This is a genomic window from Lysinibacillus sp. FSL P4-0201, assembly GCF_038593425.1.
Lineage (GTDB): Bacteria > Bacillota > Bacilli > Bacillales_A > Planococcaceae > Lysinibacillus > Lysinibacillus capsici.
In genome coordinates this window covers 2,587,520-2,603,512 of the sequence record NZ_CP151995.1, presented here as the reverse complement: position 1 = coordinate 2,603,512, position 15,993 = coordinate 2,587,520, and the positions used below count along the sequence as shown (strand labels likewise).

20 protein-coding genes are annotated in these 15,993 nt (G+C 33.2%); 14 read left to right on the top strand and 6 right to left on the bottom strand.

The window, feature by feature from the left end; all coding sequences use genetic code 11:
- Positions 1–47: 47 nt before the first annotated feature.
- Both MKY76_RS13110 and MKY76_RS13105 read right to left on the bottom strand, forming a co-directional pair.
- Complete coding sequence (locus MKY76_RS13110) at positions 48–905, bottom strand: manganese catalase family protein (RefSeq protein WP_048392622.1); 858 nt, start codon at positions 903–905, stop codon at positions 48–50.
- Positions 906–934: 29 nt separating this feature from the next.
- Positions 935–1,444 (bottom strand): DUF3231 family protein, encoded by a 510-nt coding sequence (locus MKY76_RS13105; RefSeq protein WP_048392625.1) that lies wholly within the window; start codon positions 1,442–1,444, stop codon positions 935–937.
- A gap of 273 nt (positions 1,445–1,717) precedes the next feature.
- Between MKY76_RS13105 and MKY76_RS13100 the strand changes: the two genes are divergently transcribed.
- The 11 genes from MKY76_RS13100 (at position 1,718) to MKY76_RS13050 (ending at position 9,119) form a co-directional block, all read left to right on the top strand.
- Positions 1,718–1,858: a hypothetical protein gene (locus MKY76_RS13100; protein WP_342556700.1), complete on the top strand. Its 141-nt coding sequence runs from the start codon at positions 1,718–1,720 to the stop codon at positions 1,856–1,858.
- An 86-nt stretch (positions 1,859–1,944) separates the two neighbouring features.
- Positions 1,945–2,790: an MBL fold metallo-hydrolase gene (locus tag MKY76_RS13095; RefSeq protein WP_342556699.1), complete on the top strand. Its 846-nt coding sequence runs from the start codon at positions 1,945–1,947 to the stop codon at positions 2,788–2,790.
- Positions 2,791–3,136: 346 nt separating this feature from the next.
- A complete protein-coding gene (locus MKY76_RS13090; RefSeq protein ID WP_342556698.1) occupies positions 3,137–3,442 on the top strand; it encodes a YfzA family protein in 306 nt (101 codons plus the stop codon).
- Between the two features lie 15 nt (positions 3,443–3,457).
- A complete protein-coding gene (locus MKY76_RS13085; RefSeq protein ID WP_004225203.1) occupies positions 3,458–3,829 on the top strand; it encodes a GntR family transcriptional regulator in 372 nt (123 codons plus the stop codon).
- A gap of 5 nt (positions 3,830–3,834) precedes the next feature.
- Positions 3,835–4,701: an ABC transporter ATP-binding protein gene (locus tag MKY76_RS13080; RefSeq protein WP_048392631.1), complete on the top strand. Its 867-nt coding sequence runs from the start codon at positions 3,835–3,837 to the stop codon at positions 4,699–4,701.
- On the top strand, positions 4,694–5,299 hold the full coding sequence (locus MKY76_RS13075; RefSeq protein ID WP_054550271.1) for an ABC-2 transporter permease: 606 nt from the start codon (positions 4,694–4,696) through the stop codon (positions 5,297–5,299). The genes MKY76_RS13080 and MKY76_RS13075 overlap by 8 nt, the downstream gene beginning before the upstream one ends.
- Before the next feature lie 267 nt (positions 5,300–5,566).
- Positions 5,567–5,941 carry a DUF6713 family protein gene (locus MKY76_RS13070; protein WP_342556697.1) on the top strand — a complete coding sequence of 125 codons (375 nt, stop codon included), beginning with the start codon at positions 5,567–5,569 and terminating at the stop codon, positions 5,939–5,941.
- A gap of 95 nt (positions 5,942–6,036) precedes the next feature.
- Positions 6,037–6,405, top strand: coding sequence for a hypothetical protein (locus tag MKY76_RS13065; protein WP_048392639.1), 369 nt, complete (start codon positions 6,037–6,039; stop codon positions 6,403–6,405).
- 118 nt (positions 6,406–6,523) lie between these two features.
- A complete protein-coding gene (locus MKY76_RS13060) occupies positions 6,524–6,694 on the top strand; it encodes a hypothetical protein (RefSeq protein WP_181574716.1) in 171 nt (56 codons plus the stop codon).
- An 846-nt stretch (positions 6,695–7,540) separates the two neighbouring features.
- Positions 7,541–8,392, top strand: a complete 852-nt coding sequence (locus MKY76_RS13055; RefSeq protein WP_342556696.1) for a hypothetical protein — start codon at positions 7,541–7,543, stop codon at positions 8,390–8,392.
- Between the two features lie 247 nt (positions 8,393–8,639).
- Complete coding sequence (locus MKY76_RS13050; protein ID WP_342556695.1) at positions 8,640–9,119, top strand: GNAT family N-acetyltransferase; 480 nt, start codon at positions 8,640–8,642, stop codon at positions 9,117–9,119.
- Between the two features lie 131 nt (positions 9,120–9,250).
- Here MKY76_RS13050 and MKY76_RS13045 read toward each other — a convergent pair whose 3' ends face one another.
- A complete protein-coding gene (locus MKY76_RS13045; protein ID WP_048392645.1) occupies positions 9,251–10,192 on the bottom strand; it encodes a DMT family transporter in 942 nt (313 codons plus the stop codon).
- Between the two features lie 306 nt (positions 10,193–10,498).
- On the opposite strand from MKY76_RS13045, the gene MKY76_RS13040 reads away from it, so the two are divergent.
- Complete coding sequence (locus MKY76_RS13040) at positions 10,499–11,059, top strand: hypothetical protein (RefSeq protein WP_342556694.1); 561 nt, start codon at positions 10,499–10,501, stop codon at positions 11,057–11,059.
- 334 nt (positions 11,060–11,393) lie between these two features.
- Here the strand turns inward: MKY76_RS13040 and MKY76_RS13035 are convergent, their stop codons facing one another.
- On the bottom strand, positions 11,394–11,558 hold the full coding sequence (locus MKY76_RS13035) for a DUF2197 domain-containing protein (RefSeq protein WP_066037314.1): 165 nt from the start codon (positions 11,556–11,558) through the stop codon (positions 11,394–11,396).
- 28 nt (positions 11,559–11,586) lie between these two features.
- Positions 11,587–12,216 carry a TetR/AcrR family transcriptional regulator gene (locus MKY76_RS13030; protein WP_342556693.1) on the bottom strand — a complete coding sequence of 210 codons (630 nt, stop codon included), beginning with the start codon at positions 12,214–12,216 and terminating at the stop codon, positions 11,587–11,589.
- 552 nt (positions 12,217–12,768) lie between these two features.
- On the opposite strand from MKY76_RS13030, the gene MKY76_RS13025 reads away from it, so the two are divergent.
- Both MKY76_RS13025 and MKY76_RS13020 read left to right on the top strand, forming a co-directional pair.
- The gene (locus MKY76_RS13025; RefSeq protein WP_342556692.1) at positions 12,769–13,173 is read left to right on the top strand and encodes a MerR family transcriptional regulator; all 405 of its coding nucleotides are present in this window, start codon (positions 12,769–12,771) and stop codon (positions 13,171–13,173) included.
- Positions 13,174–13,406: 233 nt separating this feature from the next.
- Positions 13,407–13,796 carry a VOC family protein gene (locus MKY76_RS13020; protein WP_342556691.1) on the top strand — a complete coding sequence of 130 codons (390 nt, stop codon included), beginning with the start codon at positions 13,407–13,409 and terminating at the stop codon, positions 13,794–13,796.
- A 555-nt stretch (positions 13,797–14,351) separates the two neighbouring features.
- Here the strand turns inward: MKY76_RS13020 and MKY76_RS13015 are convergent.
- On the bottom strand, positions 14,352–15,569 hold the full coding sequence (locus MKY76_RS13015) for a type I restriction endonuclease (RefSeq protein ID WP_103118236.1): 1,218 nt from the start codon (positions 15,567–15,569) through the stop codon (positions 14,352–14,354).
- Positions 15,570–15,993: the final 424 nt, after the last annotated feature.

The following is a 15,993-nucleotide window of genomic DNA, read 5'->3' as shown; positions in this document are numbered from 1 at the left end:
ACATTCAAAAAGCCGCAGCGTCGACAAACGCTACAGCTAAAAGTATTTTAGTTATTCATATCCTTCAGGCCAGGACTGTGTTCATTTGGCATCTCTGGCATAACAGGTACTGGGAATCCTTCTGGTGGAGGGGTCACATTTAATTCTCCACCATTTCTACTTGGAGTTTGTCCTTGGAAGATTTCCCCGATACGAGTTGGATCTAATCTAAAGTTAAATTGAGCATTGTGATAACCCATTTCAACAAATTTTCTACACTCTGGGTATTTGTTGATATCGTAGTTCGGTACAGGGAATAATTTTCCCCAATCTACCCCTAAAGTTTCTAATGCTTTGGCAAATGCATTTTGATGAGCATTGTCACGAACAATTAGAAAAGCAAGTGTTTCTCTAAATGTCTGATTAGAGCTCATCTCATATATACGTGTCTTTTGAAGTACACCCGTTGACTCCAGTACTAAATTATCCAATAAATCTGCAATAAGGTTTCCATGTGCATAAACCCACGAGCCATTCCAGGGATTACCTGCTGCATCTACAGGCAAAGATGATTGTGCACCCACAATATAATGGTGTGGATTGGCATGTTTAACTGCCTCATCTAAAGGTGCTTGGTCCATGCCGTTATTTCCAGGAGCAGAGGATTCCCCAGAATCATTTAGTAATTGGTTGATTGTATTTTGTACAAGTTCAACGTGTGCAATTTCTTCTAAGAAAACGCCCCGTAATAAATCACGATATTGGGTCTCTTTGCCTCTAAAATTAGAGCTTTGAAAAAAGTACTGCATCATGGTTCTCATTTCACCATAATGACCACCAAGTATTTCTTGCATTACTCGTGCTGCTTGAGGATCTGGTTTGTCAGGTTTAATAATGTTTATCAATTCTTCTTTATAATAATACATTTACATTCCTCAATTCGGGGGAATAGTCTTTATTTTTCAGGATAATTAACATGTAATGGTGGTGGTACAAGCCAGCCTTTATTTTTGTTTAAACGTAAAAGCTTTGCACCAAGTTGAGCTTTAGCCATATGGAATTGCCCAAACATTAATGCGATATCTTCACGAGTAGAAGTACCCATTGCCTGACTACATGCAACTAATCCAGCTGCTAGGTCAGCACTTAGGGCAGCGCTTATTTCTGGATCATTAAACTTTGCACCTGGAGGAATATCTTCCAGTCTTGCTACAGGTCTCTCGGGTGATGCAGGAGGTAGTGCAATCCCATTTGTTTTTAGAATTTTTTCTAATTGCTTTACTTCTTCCCTGCATGTTTCGATGATATCTTCAATAATTTTTTTAAGATCTTCATCACCAGCATGATTATAAAACGTTTGATAGCCAGAAATCATGCCATAGTCTGCAATTAAACCCGACCAAACACTAAATACCTCACCATAATGCAACGGTTCATCTTTTGGATTTCCACCAAGAATACCCATCTGTACACATCCTTTTCTTATTTTTCGCCATTAAAGCCATGTTAGTATGGCTGAAAAAATAAGTAAAATTCACTTTTAATAAAATTTTTAATGCTAAAAATCAAAAGAAGCCACAGAGAAAGAAATCTCTGCAGCTCTTTAAGTAGTGAGACACTACGCACTTATAGAATGGATGTTTTTTGTTTAGTTATACGTTTAATGTAGCTTTGAAAAAGTGAAAAGTATAGATTTTCTTAAGAAAGGCCACTTTAAAGCATATTGGAGGTGAGTGTTTTGACAAAAGAAAAGCAAAAGAATGAAGTAGAGCAAGAAGAAATAGCAATGGAATTTAATCCTGAAGAATTAGAAGCAGTAAAAGAGGAACAAGAGCAACAGAAAGTACAGCCCTTCAATAAAAAAGAAGTAAGAAGTTAATATTATGCCTTCATCTACGGTTATGGCATTTCCATAAAGGTTATGCTTGAACCTCCAATGACTTAATTGAAAGAAGATGATTTAAAATGGACAAGAATTTGAATTACGGGGAAGATTATAAATTTATCCCAGCAACTTCTGTTGGAAGCGGTGTAGGTATAGACATATTACCTGATTTATATCAATATACGATTCAAATTGTAAATATTGTACTTTATGGTGAACCGCAGATGAAAGATTTTGTGCTAATAGATGCGGGGATGCCCAAAAGTGCGGATGAGATCATTTCAGTTGTTGAAGAACGTTATGGTTCTAAGTCTCGACCGAAGGCAATCATACTGACTCACGGTCATTTTGATCATGTCGGAGGAATCATAGAATTAATAGAGCGGTGGGATGTTCCTGTCTATGCGCATACATTGGAAATACCCTTTTTATCTGGAAAACAAAATTATCCCGAGCCTGATCCAACGGTAAATAACGGCTTGGTTGCTAAAATGTCACCTATTTTTCCAAATGAAGCTATAAATTTAGGTGGTAACCTCAAAGTTTTACCTTCTGATGGTAGTGTTCCATTTATGGCAGGTTTCCGATGGATTCATACGCCAGGCCATTCACCAGGGCATATATCTTTATTCCGTGAGAAGGATAAGGTGCTTATTGCTGGAGATGCATTTGTTACAGTCAAACAAGAATCTCTTTATAAGGTGATTACGCAGACAAAAGAAATCAGTGGTCCCCCTCAATATTTTACAACAGATTGGTCGGATGCTCGAGCATCTATTGAAAAATTAGCAATACTAAAACCTTCAGTTGCTATCACAGGGCACGGATTACCTATGAAGGGCGAAGAACTGACAAGCAACCTAAAAAAACTAGTCGATGATTTTGAACAAATCGCACTACCCAAGCAGGGTAAATATTTAAATTAATCACGTAAGGAAAAAACAAAGAAAAAGCCGCAGCGTCGTCACACGCTACAGCCATTGTCTTACCAATTTAGTCAGATGATTCATTATATCATAAATTATCAGATTGCAACTGAAGAATGAACATATTTGAATGACAAGACACGATGAATGGCCAAGTTGTTAATAGGAGCCTGTTTTGATAATAGCTATCAAAACAGGCTCCTTCTTTGTATTTGAATGTCATAGATCATTTCATGGTATAAAATTTCCTTTTTAAAAAAAGTGGTTGAACAAATTTTTTATTTATGTATATAATGTTTATATAGTATATATACAATATAATGAATTTGTGGGGGGAATTGTTTAAGTGATAGGCACTGAAAAAGCGGATGAAAGTAATCTGTTAAAACGATGGATCATCACTATTGGTATATTTTTAATTGTTCAATTGATCTTTATCGCGGTCGATGGCACTAATCTGGAGCCGAACATGAACGATAGTAATAATTTAGTTGCCAGAATGGGAAGATGGATTTTGGATTCGAGGCTTTTCACCGAATGGATAACGCCTTATTCCTTTCCTTTTTTTAATATGTTCATCACAATCCATGTTATTGCTATACTGATTGCAGCACTAGGGAATATTATTTCAACGATATTTTCAAAAAAATAAAGAAGAGGGATTGGCATGCAAATAATTATTTCGAACAGTTCAAAGGAGCCAATTTATGAACAAATTACAAATCAAATTAAATCACTTATTTTAGCAGGTGAACTACAGGAGGGCACAGCAATACCCTCCATGCGTAACCTCGCAAAGGATTTACAAATTAGTGTAATAACGACAAAACGGGCTTATGAAGAATTGGAGAAGGCGGGCTTTATCTATTCCATTGTTGGCAAAGGATCTTTTGTAGCGGAGCAAAATTTGGAGGTTATACGAGAAAAGAAGCTGAAGGTTATTGAGGAACAGCTAAGTGCGGTCATTGCGAATAGCAGAGAAATAGGCCTGTCTCTTGATGAACTAAAGGAATTATTGAAGATTTTATACGAGGAGTGAAAGGTATGGAAAATGTAGTCGAATTAAAGAATGTCACAAAGAGGTTCAAGGGCTTTTCCGTAAATCATATAAATTTACAGGTAAAGAGAGGCTTTGTAACGGGTTTCATTGGGGCAAATGGAGCTGGTAAGTCTACAACGATAAAAACGATGATGAATCTATTAAGGCCAGATGCTGGAGAAGTAAAGCTTTTCGGATTAGACTACAAGACGCATGAGAAGGAGATTAAGCAGCGCATTGGGTTTGTATACGATGGCAATATATTTTTTGAAGGGTTGAACTTAAAAGATATAAAACGTATAGTTGCACCTGCCTACAAGCGCTGGGACGATACAATATTTTATCAATATGTAGAACAATTCGAATTACCGCTTAACAAAGCAATAAAAACATTTTCTAAAGGGATGCAAATGAAGGCTTCATTAGCAATAGCCCTCTCACATCATGCAGAGCTAATCATTATGGATGAGCCGACAGCAGGATTAGATCCCATTTTTAGACGGGAGCTGTTAGATCTATTACAGGAATTAATGGTTGATGGCAATCGCACTATTTTCTTTTCTACGCACATTACAACTGATTTAGATCGTATCGCAGATTACATAGCTTTTATACAGAAAGGGGAATTAGTATTTAATCAATCTATACACGATGTAGCTGAAAACTATGCGCTCGTTAAAGGTGAGTTGAATCTACTTGATAGAGACACTGAAAAAGCATTTGTCCATGTTCATCGTGCATCCACAGGATTTGAAGCATTAACGGATAATATTAAAGCAGCGAAAAATATTTTTGGAGACACAGTTATTATTGAACGTGCCTCTCTGGAAGATATCATGTATTACTTTAAAGGAGGCATCCATCATGCTTAATTTAATTAAACGCGATGTCATACTACAGAAAAGGCAGCTATTGCTTTTTATTCCTTTTATCTTAGTTTTTATTTTGTTGGGGGCACCACCCGTTTTAATTTTTCTGGTCGCCAGTATTTTTATTCCCTTTAACACGTATGCATACGATGAAAAAGTTGAGACGAACATATTATTAAACTCCTTGCCATACACACGTACAGAAATTATCGCATCCCGCTATCTTGGAGCGATTGTCTATATGATTTTATCCATAGGTGTTACAAGTCTAGCGCTGCTAGCTTTCAATAAACATTTTACGGTATCTGACATTGCCATTGGTAGTGGCTTATTCTTACTATTTGCTGCGTTGACCTTCCCATTATTTCAGATATTTAAACAGGGTTATATTACAACGGTTATACTTATTAGCTTTATCCTCTTAACTTGGATTTCAAGACCGATTGCATTGTATATGAATGAACACTTAACAACAATTATTGATTTTGTTGATAATACATCCGTTACGGTTTTATATACAGGGGCGACGTTTTTTATTATGCTAATCTATATTATTTCTTGGGGGATTACACATATTATTTACCAACGAAAAGCCTTCTGATTGTGTGCTTTTGTTTACTCTTAGCAAGGAAAGTGGTCAATTTTAGAATGGTGCCCTTGATAAAATTTCATTGGGAGCTGAATGTAAGATGGAATTTAAATGTCTTTATGCAAAAATGAATGAAGTAAAAAGGTTATATTGCTTAATATAAGGGAAAGAATGAAAGCCTCCATATGCCTACAAATCGACATATTTAGGCATGTTTACTTAGTATTTCGAAAGTGGTTTTATAGTAATATTTGGTATATAGTCTGTAGGAGGTTTTATATGCCTGATTTATTACTCGTTCTTTTTTTATTTAACTTTTCTTTATTTCTTTTGCACGAAATGGATGCAATAAGACGCTCTGAGTGGCGATTGTTTATAATACTTAAAGATATGGAAGATTCAAAGGCTTATAAAGTATTCACTTTTATTCACCTGTTTCTATACGTATTAATCCTTTCCTTACTTTTCAGTCAGTATCAAACCATCATTTTTTGGGTCCTTGATCTATTCTTTATCATTCATGCAATCCTGCATTTATTTTTTGAAAGGCATCCTCGAAATGAATTTAAAAATAGCTTTTCAAGATCCATTATTTATCCAATGGGGGTCCTTTCTGTCATACATTTAGCATTATTAATTAATATTTCGACTTAATTGTATTGTAAAGGAAGTTTTCAGCTAGTAATTTGCAGAAAATTATTCCAATTTGTTGGTTTTCTGCTTATTATAAAGATGGAGGTGATTATCAGATGTATAGTAATACGGCAAATATGTTGAAGCAAACGAACAATCTTATCAATGCATTGAAAAAATTGAAGCAAAATCTATCTTTTGTGAAATTGTATATTAATAGCGATAGAATACTGGCTATCTATTTTTTAAGTAATGCGTATAGTGATTTTAATTTATTTAAAACAATTTATTTATCTGTAACACCTGGTGATCAAACGATTGATAAGTTTTTACAGGAGTATGAAAAATTCTTTGTAGAAGTGAATAAATACTTAGAGGTCTTTAATGATGATAGCGTCGTCGAGGATAGACTTCATAAGGAAGTTTTGTTTGCGATTAATGAATTAGAAAGATATTTGTTAAATCTGTTAGATGTGTATAGATAAAAAGTTAGACATTCCTTATTTCTGAGGGGTGTCTTTTATTTTAAAGAAGCTTCTTAGATAAAGCCTCTCTGGTTGTAGGGAGAAATGAATAAGAAATGTTAAGGGATGGGAGAAAAATATGATTAGAAAAATTGAAATGGGTTTGTTTGTAGTTGGAGTAGTAATGGCCTTAATAGGTATGCCTTATTTATTGGGGTATTCAACGAATGAATGTTTAAAATATCCTCTCTATCTAGGGTTAATATTAATGGTTGCCACTCTCCCTGTAACAATATCCAAGAGAAAGTAATCCATTGAGATTTAAATACTTGGTGTCTAGAGATTGTAGAGACACACTCGTGATATTGATCCTAAAGAGTAGTATTATTCATAAGTAACGAGTTATCTTGCTGATACGTTCTATAAAAATGATTTTAAGTAATAGAAAATTAAACAGTCACAAAAGTATTAAACAAAAATGCTATCTTGCTTTGAAACCTAATTTTAAAGAGAGACAACACTAAATGATGAAGAAATAAATACATTGTTAAAATAACAAAATGAATGCAAGAAAATAAGAAGCTCCATATAACTAAAGAAATACTACTCAAATCCCCTGGATAACTTTCTGCAGCTGTAAATCAAATACCTCCCATAAAAAGCACAGTCACCCATTGGATACTATAAGTTAAGAAAAGTACGATTACAAAATAAACAATATACGATAAAGTAAGAAAAATGTCTTATGAACTATTCCAGTCTCCTCCAACAATAATGATATTACTTAGTTGCACATTTCTAAAAGTAATGCTCCTTCCATTTATGAAGAAGGGAAGTAGAAAAAGGAAAATATTACATATATAAAATTAGGTGAGACATTGTTAAGATTTGATAGGTAAAGTATTCGATGGAATTGGAATAGAACGCTAGTTAGTCATTACAAACTTTAAAAAATGGTACATAGGTCTAAACTTAGGGCCAATTAAAAAAGTAGTCAAAATAAAATATAGGAGCAGAAATGGCAGTCCTTACGTAATAAAGGAAGGAAAAACAGAGCTGATAATTGAGAATAGACAAACTATTGTAGAGAAATTATCCGAACTTTTCTTAGTGCGACCATAGCTTTTAGAGGTTTGTAAAAGGAAGGAAGTATTTTATGAAAAATCAATTGATACGAATAATCACTATCGCTCTACTTGGTGTGTGTGTATATATTAATATGTACGAAATAGATGAATTAGGGTTGATGCAATTTTTTGCATATGCTGGCTTATTAGGTTTTACTTTTGCGGTGGGTATTCCAATTATCTTTATTAAAAATAAGATTAGTTTATCCAAAAAATTTGGTTTGTTGTTTTTAAGTATGATTATCGCAGCAATAATTCCTTTATTGGGATTTGGAAATTTAAAATATATCCTTGAAGAACATTTAATGAATAAAGAGATGAATAAAGTTGTAAATCAATATAATGTAAATTTGCAAACTGATGAGGTGTTTTTAACCTTTCAAAATCATCTTCTCGTTGGAAAAAGAGATGATTTGCTTGGAAGTATAGACAAAACACTATTGGTTTATAATGCCGTAGGGAAAGAAACGAAAAGAATTAAAATAACTGAATTAGCAAAAGCAGCCGTTCCTTATCTGCCCCTTACTGATAAAGAAAAGGAAACAACTTATTTTGATGGTATGAAGACACAAGGAAATACATATGACCTTTGGGAAAAAATAGATGATAACGACATACAACTATTTTTTAGATACGTTACAACGGAAGTTCCTGAGGATTATCAACCTGAACCAGATATGCCAGCCGATGCAAAGGACATAAAGTTCCATTATGACATCACCTATTCACCGGTTTTAGATGAGAACGGGGAATTTGTTTTTAGTTCGGATACTTTCCATTTATATAAAAGCAACGACTCAATTCGAGTTAGCTACAAAGCTTCGGGCATTGAAGCGATTGTTGCTCCAAATACTGCAGTGTTAGTGAACGAAATCAAGTAAAGATTACATACATTGCTAAGTACAACATGAAGCCAGTAGAGTGTTAGCGGCAAATCCACAAACGTAACTAGAATGAATATACTAAGTAACAACAAAGCCTAGGTACTCAAATTAATGTTGAGCCTGGGCATTTTTTACGTGATTTATTTATCTAACGAACGTCTTGTTTTTCGAAATTTCAAATAAATGAATGACCACAACCTAATAAAGTGGTAAAGTATAGAAAAAGTGAATGGAGAATTATGTAATGGAAAAACTGAAGAAGGTTGAATTAAAACATTTTTCAAGTGAATATATGCAAGGACTGAACGCTTTTGTACTTACTGAAGAGCAAAAACAATTTTCTGCACTGCCGAGCAATTTTGAGGAAATTAATGAAGGACAGCATCGCATTGTAATTCTAAGTGAAAATACACCTGTTGGTTTCTTTCTCCTAAATGCAAATGAACGAGTTAAGAAATATTCTACGAATAGAAATGCGATGCTATTATCTGCATTATCAATTAATCATACAGAACAAGGGAAGGGCTATGCAAAACAAGGAATGACATTACTAGCTGAGTTTGTTAAAGCAGAATTTCCTAATTGTGATGAAATTGTTTTAGTTGTAGACAAAGCTAATATTCCAGCACAGAAACTATATGTAAAAGTAGGGTTTGAAGATACGAATGAAAGGCTAATAGGACGTATCGGCGAAGAAATAATCATGAGGCAATTCATAAAATAAAGTTAGACCACCATTGTCACCAGAGTTTATGCTACATTTTGTAGATGAACTCTGGTTTTATGTTTTGGGGGAATTGTCGCATCCATTCTTGAAAAAGAGTTTTATCGATCAAGATTAGCAAAGAAAATTATTTAAAATATCCTGATTAAAAATACACCGGCTATCATCACCATTAAACCAATTATTTGTAATGGTTGAATTCGATTCTTTAGCGAGTTAAACAATCCGAATTGCTGTACCAGCAAGCTACCAGTGATTTGACCGAATAAAGCAAGAACTACAGTTTGGCCATTTCCAATTTGATTGACAAGAAATACATTGATGAGAACATAAGATCCTCCTAAGATCCCGCCAATCCATATCCACCAAGGAGCAGCTTGTTTAAAAGGCTCTTTAATACTTGTGTAAGATCGATCTTTTAACCCAACAATTATAATCAAGGTAATAGTACCAACAAAGAATGAAACAAGGGCAGCATGAGAAGAAGAGTGAAGAACTTTTCCTAATTGCCCATTAACAGCGATTTGGATAGCTAGTAACATTCCTGCTAGAATCCCTACTATGCGCCAAATCCATAGATTCCGCACACTCTCCTTATTTGTTTGGGGAGAATACTGTTCATTTTTCTTGCTTCGTATAGCTGTAGCTAAAAGGACGCCTAGTAAGACTAGTAATATGCCAAAGATTCGATTCCATCCAAAGGAATATTGTGTTGCATTAAACCAGCCATTATGATCGATTAACATACTCATGAGAGTCATGCCAAAGATCGGTAGGATAGTTGTTTGCACACTTCCCAATTTAGGAAACAAGAGAATGTTAGTAGTTATCGCAATAGCGCCACCAATTCCCCCCAACCAAATATAGATAGGTTGGTTCAACAATAAATCTAATGGAATCCCCAGTGATGAACCACTACTTACTAATGTAATAGTTAAGAAGATGACACCAACAGCGAAGGAAATCATTGAAGCTAAAAAAGGAGAAATCACAAACTTTCTTAATTGAGCATTAATGGCTGTTTGCACAGCAAGAATAGCTCCAATACTTATAGCCAAAAGTACTGCAAACATAAAAATTCATCACAACCTTTGTTGAAGAAAATGTAAAGAAAAAGAAATGTAAAACAACGCATGATTGATTATATCAGAGTACGTGTTGAATTTTATAAAATTAAGCACTGAACACTAAGTAAGAAATAGATTTTATTTATGATGTGGAACATCACCAAACACATTAAGATAACGATAAAAAATCAGTTTCTCAAAAAAGAAATGATTTTTCATGTATAGAAGCGGTTAAGAAATAGAGCTTTATGTTAATAAAGTATAGTGTAATCTCTTCATATTCTGTATATTGGTGTATGAGGAGGAGATTTAATGGCAAGAAAATGGATACTACCATTATTTATATTACTAGGTGTTTTGATCTCTGGTTGTAGTGAGGGTCAGGAAAAAGGTAGCAAAGATGGTGGAGATGTAGAAGTAACTATTCCAGCTCTATTTTTTGAGGGTCAGGACATTGATTCTGTTATTTCAAAGGCAAAAAGCAGTGGGATGAAGGAAGTCAGTAAGAATGATGATGGTTCTTTAACTTATAAAATGTCAGAAACAGAACATAAAGAAATGATGAAAGGTTTAAAAGAAGGCATTCTAGCAAGTGTAGATGAGCTTAAAACAAGTGAAGAGTTCAAATCTATTAAAGATGTAACCTATGACAAGTCTTTTTCAGAATTCACTTTATCTGTAAACAAAGAAGAATTCGATAATAGTCTTGACACAATGGCCTCATTCGGACTAGCTTTAACAGGTATGTACTATCAATTATTTAATGGTGTGGATGAAAAGGATTATAAAGTCAAAGTAATTTTTAAAGATGAATCAAATGGAGATGTAATTAACACGATAGTTTATCCAGATGATTTAAACAAGAAAAATTGATCGGAAGAGCACCTAACATAGGTGTTCTTTTTAAATGCTTTGAGTGCAATCGAGTTGGGCAGTAGTAGTTGTTCCTGATTCTTGATTGCTTTTTATTTTTGCAAAGGTTTTGTGTTCAAAGTAGAATGTCAGCAGCAAATTCTTAATGCAAACATGGATAGGCATAAGAAAATGATAGAATTTGTTTTGAGAAACGACTGACGATAGCATAGTTGTAAGTAGAGATAGAACTAAATGATTCCACAAAGCCCAGATACTCATTAATTTTGAGCCTGGGCTTTATACTTATTTAACTTGTAATCCCTTTTATTATTCTCAAGATCGGCTGATGGAGCTATCTAAAGAAATTTTTAATAGCATCCATACGAATTTTGCTATAACATTCTTCGCAACGAAAAATCTTATCGGTTCTTTCCTTTAACTGTCTAAATCTCAGTGACCCCTCGTATACTCTGAATTTATTTCTACAACTAGAACAAATTACCTCATAGTAATGCATAGCTATCCTCCTCAAGTTTTCTGACATATTACTTTTTAGTTGATTTATCGAATATTGTAATCAGTTCTCTCGTATATTCCTCAACATTTAACTGGGGATTTCTCATTAATTCAATAGTGAAACCGTCAATGGAATTTCGTATCGTTAACGCCATAACTCTTGAAGCCAATTTGGTGAATTCGCGGAAGACACCCGCGTGCATTCCCAGTGTAAGTATGTTTTCAATGGGAAGAAAAATAGTATCATCATGATCCGCCGCAAAACGAAGTTTGCCATCAGCAGTTCTTTCATTAGAAACAATTTCAATGACAGCGAAAACATGTTGCTGATTTTCATCTATGAATCTAAGGTTTGATTCAATATAAATGCTAAGCATATCTATAGGAGATTTTTGATTTTCGATTAGAGGAGCAGTATAAGCTTGACATGCCATATAGTAATCATAAATTACTTGCTCTAACAATTCCCCCTTACTTGCAAAGTGATAGGAGATAACCCCCTTACTGATTTGTGCACGTTTTGCAATTTGACCTAAAGAAGCTTGAGCGTAACCCACCTCTGCAATGGTTTCAATAGCACATTCCACAATTTGAGTTCTACGAGCTTTTTCAATAAATGACATTTCTTTTTGATTAGTTGTTTTATTTTTTTTACTCATGTATTTATTTTAGCACGGTTGTACTAATTAAGCGATTAAAAAAACATTTAGAGAGGTTCCTAAATGAAGGCTTTTCTTTTACTTTGAAATGTCAAGGGCTAGACTAGGGCGTTTCGTGAGGAAGATTATGATACTTGAGCTTAATGGAACTATTTCTTATCTGTTGACATGGAGTCGGCTCCATCTTTTAAGATGAATGAAATCAAAGAATGGAGTGATGGGATGGTAATTTTGACAACTATACTAATTGTGTTATATGCCGTTTTAATAGGAGTGGCAGGGATAAAAAAATGGAAAGAAGTTGGATTTGAAGTACGAACATTCATATTTGTTATCATATCAATTAGTATTCTCTTAATATTATGGATACCAAGCAAAGGTTGGTTATTTATATTACTGATAATTGCATTTATCTTGTTACATATACTAGCAGTTATAGAAGGGAGGTTAACAAATGGACGAATTACTTTCAGCCATCATATCATTCGTTTCATTTTCCATTGTATAATTGCCCTAATGGTTTATAAATTTATATTGTAGAAGGAGATTTTAATGAAAATTGGTGAATTTGCAATATGTACTGGTCTTAGTAAAGATACTATTCGTTATTATGAAAAAATGAATTTATTGCAACCGGAAATTAAAAATAAGCACCGCTATTATAACAAGAAAGACATTGATACAGTGGAAACAATTCTTAAACTTAAACAAACGGGATTTTCTCTCCAAGAAATCAAAATGCTTTTTGATTGGTCGGGAAATATTGATCAAAATAAAAAACTGACAAAAGAAGATATACAAAATCTACTTGAAATAAAAGTTATATTCCAAGAAAAGTATGAGCAGATGTTACAAAGAGAACATCAGCTTAAACAAATTAAACAGGTTTTATTAAATATAGATAATAAAATAAAGCACCTTTTAGAGAAAAATAAAGAAGAAAATTGCTGGTTTTAACGATGTGTTTAGAAAATAAAGGAAAAGAATGTACTAATAATTAAAGCTGTTTGACGTTCTAATTGAACGTTTGAAACGAACGTCTTTAGGTGAGAAACAATATTTTAAGCTCTTCTATTTAGTTATTTCTAAAAGTGTTGTTTCTTCAACTTATCGAGAAGGTGTGCAAGAAGGAATAGTAGAATATCACGTTGAAATAGAAGTAGAAATAAATTAGTAAGGAGGATGTATTTGTGACTAGCCATGACTATAAATCACCAATAAAAAACAGAATCGGCGGTGTATTTGTTCCAGTTCGTAACCTAGAGGAAGCAAAAGAATGGTACAGAAAAATACTTGGTTTGGAAGGGGGAGAAGAATATTTTGGACATTTATTCGTGGTACCCATGAAAGGTACAGCTGGATTAATTTTAGATTCCATGCCAAAGTGGAGAAAAGAAGATGGTGATATTACCACTTATCAAGTTCCATCAATTCAGCTTTTGACCGATGATATTGAAGCTTCATATCAATTTATGAAAGAGAATAATGTTGAACTGGTTACAGAGATTCAGGATAATTTTTATTTTGTGTTCAAAGATTTAGATGGCAATTTACTAATGATTTGTAAAGAAACTACTTAATAAAATGCGAAAATTGTTCTTTGGACTACTGGAAAGAAAGTGGGGAGTCAATAGCAGCTGAATATGCATTGTACAAAGTGATAAACGACAAACAATTCAAGATTGATGATAAATTAATCAAGTTTTACATGACATTAAAAGCGTACTAGCGAGGAGAAGATAGACAATTAATTAAGTTAACCGAGGATTAATCGAAAGAAAAAGGTCACTTCTATTAAAAGTGACCAGAAATGCTTATTTATGCTTTATTAAAACTCTAGGGGATTAGGTGTTTATACGATTTTATTGAATTTTAATATTTCCTTTATATGTTGCAAAGTAAATACCTGCATCAGGATCGTATGCATAATCAAATCTTGTTAGGTATCCTGCGTATTTAAAATCTCCATCCCATTCAACATGATAAATTTGTCCAGGTGGAAACGTTGAAGTTCTTGTAAAATTATAAATCAGATGTTTTTTACTTTTTGTTATTAAACAACCATCTATATAACTTATTCTATTTTTTAGTGTAACTTCTGATTAATAAATGAGTAGTATTACTAATATGGCGCTTTAAAAAAACTTCTCTGTGTCTTCTATTCTAGAAATAAGGTTAGGTATATCTCTAAACGAAAGGTTATTTAGACAACTTTTTAAGAAGTATGTTGTTTCATTATTCTTTTTATTTAATCGAGAACCTAATCGGGCGTTAATAAAACCTGTCTCTTTGAGAATAGGGTTTTCATCCAAAAACCTTGCTATTTCGTTAGATTTAACGGTATATAGTTTTATATCTTCCATTTGATTAACATACTGACCTACTAAATACCCAACAATCATAGAACCCTGGGTTACAACGGAAGAAATAAAGAAATCACTTAATGGGTTACCTTTTTCAACTGAGTATTCTTCTGATGTTAACTTCAATAATTTTATGTAAGAATCTGGATTGGGTAATACAATTGTTACTCCCTCAAACTCTTCAAATTTCCCTAGTGAATCAATTTCATCCTGAGTGTAGTAAACCTTTTTCTCTTCTTTTGTAATACCTTCTATACTAGTACTGGCAATCTCTTGAGAAGATCGTGAAGTATCTATATTAAATTTTTCACTAATTACTTCAGATATTGCCTCTTGAATACTCTTCACTATTAAAGGGCGAGAGGTGTTTATAAACTGCTGAGTTACCTTAAATTTAAACCGTTCTTTAATAACAAATTTGATAAAATCATCATTTGGGGATTCAAAAATTTCTTTAATTACAGATTTAAATGATTGAAAATATATTAGCGATTCGGCAAGTGTTTTTACGGTTTCTTCATCATACAGATTTTTAGAAAACTTAATCAGATTTTCAAAATCTTCTTCATTATGATTTATAATATTGAAGATAAAAAAGGGCTTAGAATCCATTATATTTGAGTTATTTAAATCAGTAAAAAAGTGATACTCAATTCCGTTTGTTAAAATCCCTAATTTAACACTTGGAAATGTACTGAAATATCTACTTAATTGTGGGGCACTTTTATTGATTTTCGTATTGATCGATTTTGCCTCAATAAAAATTCGAGGTTGCCCATTGATAGAAATAGCATAATCTACTTTTTCATTTTTTTTATGAAAATCAGCTGTGAATTCTGGAGTAACTTCTTGGGGGCTATAGGTATCGTAACCTAACCCTTTAAGTAATGGTAAAACAAGAAATTGTTTTGTAGATTCTTCGTTTTTAATCAGTTCACTATTCTCGGATATTACATTGTTTAATACTTCTATTGTTTCTTTAAGATTCATTTGTACCCTCTCCCTTTGTGTTTGAATTAATGCACAGCAACTATTTTGTACACTGTAGTCAAATAGATTATCTTCCCTGGCCAAGTGAAGTTTGCTTCCTGAATAAAAATTTTTCAATAGAGTATAAGTATTTAATCCATTTATATATTAGTAGTCAATAATTCTTGCGTAAATATACCTATATTCATTATAAAAATATAGCATAAATAAATAATATTTCCAATAGAGGTAACATCCTTAATTAATACTTGTTTTTCAAGCTTCTTACTCTTGTGTACCTCTTCTTTCAAAAAATTTTGTATATAAGTATCCAAGATTGAATGATATTTTGTTCAGAAGTTGTACAGGTAGAAGTGTTAATCTAAAAAAGCAATACTCCGACGACAAAAAAGCCCAGGTACTCAATTAATTATGAGCCTGGATT

What these genes read in the sequence shown, in the direction of transcription:
- MKY76_RS13110 (WP_048392622.1), bottom strand. Translation starts at nt 905, where the DNA reads ATGTATTATTATAAAGAAGAATTGATAAACATTATTAAACCTGACAAA.
- MKY76_RS13105 (WP_048392625.1), bottom strand. Translation starts at nt 1,444, where the DNA reads ATGGGTATTCTTGGTGGAAATCCAAAAGATGAACCGTTGCATTATGGT.
- MKY76_RS13095 (WP_342556699.1), top strand. Translation starts at nt 1,945, where the DNA reads ATGGACAAGAATTTGAATTACGGGGAAGATTATAAATTTATCCCAGCA.
- MKY76_RS13085 (WP_004225203.1), top strand. Translation starts at nt 3,458, where the DNA reads ATGCAAATAATTATTTCGAACAGTTCAAAGGAGCCAATTTATGAACAA.
- MKY76_RS13080 (WP_048392631.1), top strand. Translation starts at nt 3,835, where the DNA reads ATGGAAAATGTAGTCGAATTAAAGAATGTCACAAAGAGGTTCAAGGGC.
- MKY76_RS13075 (WP_054550271.1), top strand. Translation starts at nt 4,694, where the DNA reads ATGCTTAATTTAATTAAACGCGATGTCATACTACAGAAAAGGCAGCTA.
- MKY76_RS13070 (WP_342556697.1), top strand. Translation starts at nt 5,567, where the DNA reads ATGCCTGATTTATTACTCGTTCTTTTTTTATTTAACTTTTCTTTATTT.
- MKY76_RS13065 (WP_048392639.1), top strand. Translation starts at nt 6,037, where the DNA reads ATGTATAGTAATACGGCAAATATGTTGAAGCAAACGAACAATCTTATC.
- MKY76_RS13060 (WP_181574716.1), top strand. Translation starts at nt 6,524, where the DNA reads ATGATTAGAAAAATTGAAATGGGTTTGTTTGTAGTTGGAGTAGTAATG.
- MKY76_RS13055 (WP_342556696.1), top strand. Translation starts at nt 7,541, where the DNA reads ATGAAAAATCAATTGATACGAATAATCACTATCGCTCTACTTGGTGTG.
- MKY76_RS13050 (WP_342556695.1), top strand. Translation starts at nt 8,640, where the DNA reads ATGGAAAAACTGAAGAAGGTTGAATTAAAACATTTTTCAAGTGAATAT.
- MKY76_RS13045 (WP_048392645.1), bottom strand. Translation starts at nt 10,192, where the DNA reads ATGTTTGCAGTACTTTTGGCTATAAGTATTGGAGCTATTCTTGCTGTG.
- MKY76_RS13040 (WP_342556694.1), top strand. Translation starts at nt 10,499, where the DNA reads ATGGCAAGAAAATGGATACTACCATTATTTATATTACTAGGTGTTTTG.
- MKY76_RS13035 (WP_066037314.1), bottom strand. Translation starts at nt 11,558, where the DNA reads ATGCATTACTATGAGGTAATTTGTTCTAGTTGTAGAAATAAATTCAGA.
- MKY76_RS13030 (WP_342556693.1), bottom strand. Translation starts at nt 12,216, where the DNA reads ATGAGTAAAAAAAATAAAACAACTAATCAAAAAGAAATGTCATTTATT.
- MKY76_RS13025 (WP_342556692.1), top strand. Translation starts at nt 12,769, where the DNA reads ATGAAAATTGGTGAATTTGCAATATGTACTGGTCTTAGTAAAGATACT.
- MKY76_RS13015 (WP_103118236.1), bottom strand. Translation starts at nt 15,569, where the DNA reads ATGAATCTTAAAGAAACAATAGAAGTATTAAACAATGTAATATCCGAG.